Consider the following 1,011-nt stretch of genomic DNA (forward strand, 5'->3'; position numbering starts at 1 on the left):
AAAGGCACGAGATTTCCTTAGACTTCCTCCAAGTGATGTATTCAAAACTCCTAAACAACCAGCGCAAAAATCTTGCGGATTCTCTCTCGCACAAAAAATCGTCGGTCGTGCGTGTGGAGTAGAGGGCATAAGACCTGGCACATATTGTGAGCCAAAAACCACAACCGTTGGTAGCCAAGATACCACAGGAGCAATGACGCGCGATGAAATTAAAGAGCTTGCGGCTATTAGCTTTGGTGCGGATTTTGTAATGCAAAGCTTCTGCCACACTGCCGCATACCCAAAACCATCAGATGTAAGTCTACATGCCACATTGCCAGAATTTATGTCATCAAAAGGTGGGGTAGCCTTGCGTCCTCGAGATGGTGTTATTCACTCTTGGCTTAATAGATTCTGCTTACCAGATACACTTGGCACCGGTGGGGACTCACATACACGCTTCCCAATTGGTATCTCTTTTCCAGCAGGAAGTGGGCTTGTAGCATTTGCAGCAGTTACAGGTACAATGCCTCTTGACATGCCAGAATCTGTGCTTGTGCGATTTAAGGGCAAACTAAATCCGGGTATCACATTGCGAGATTTGGTTAATGCAATTCCTTACTATGCAATCAAACAAGGACTTTTAACCGTGGAGAAAAAAGGTAAAAAAAATATCTTTAGCGGTAGAATCCTAGAAATCGAAGGGTTGGGAGATCTCAAAGTTGAACAAGCTTTTGAGCTTAGTGATGCAAGTGCAGAAAGAAGTGCTGCAGCTTGTAGTGTGCGTCTCAATAAAGAGCCTATCATTGAGTATTTGCACTCAAATATCGCACTTATTGAAGCTATGATTAAAGATGGGTATCAAAATGCTGAAACTCTACGTAGACGCGCACAAAAAATGCAAGAATGGATCAATAATCCTGTGCTTTTGGAGCCTGATAGTGATGCAGAATACGCGGCAGTAATTGAGATTGATCTTGCAGAGATTAAAGAACCGATTTTGGCTTGTCCAAATGACCCTGATGATGTGGC

Annotated in this window: 1 protein-coding gene; it reads left to right on the forward strand. The window is 43.3% G+C overall.

The genetic code is table 11. The features are described 5' to 3' along the window. The coding region (locus C6H22_RS08550) for an aconitase family protein (protein ID WP_233707111.1) at positions 1–1,011 on the forward strand (1,011 nt) is incomplete at both ends.

This window comes from Helicobacter equorum (assembly GCF_900198655.1).
GTDB lineage: Bacteria > Campylobacterota > Campylobacteria > Campylobacterales > Helicobacteraceae > Helicobacter_F > Helicobacter_F equorum.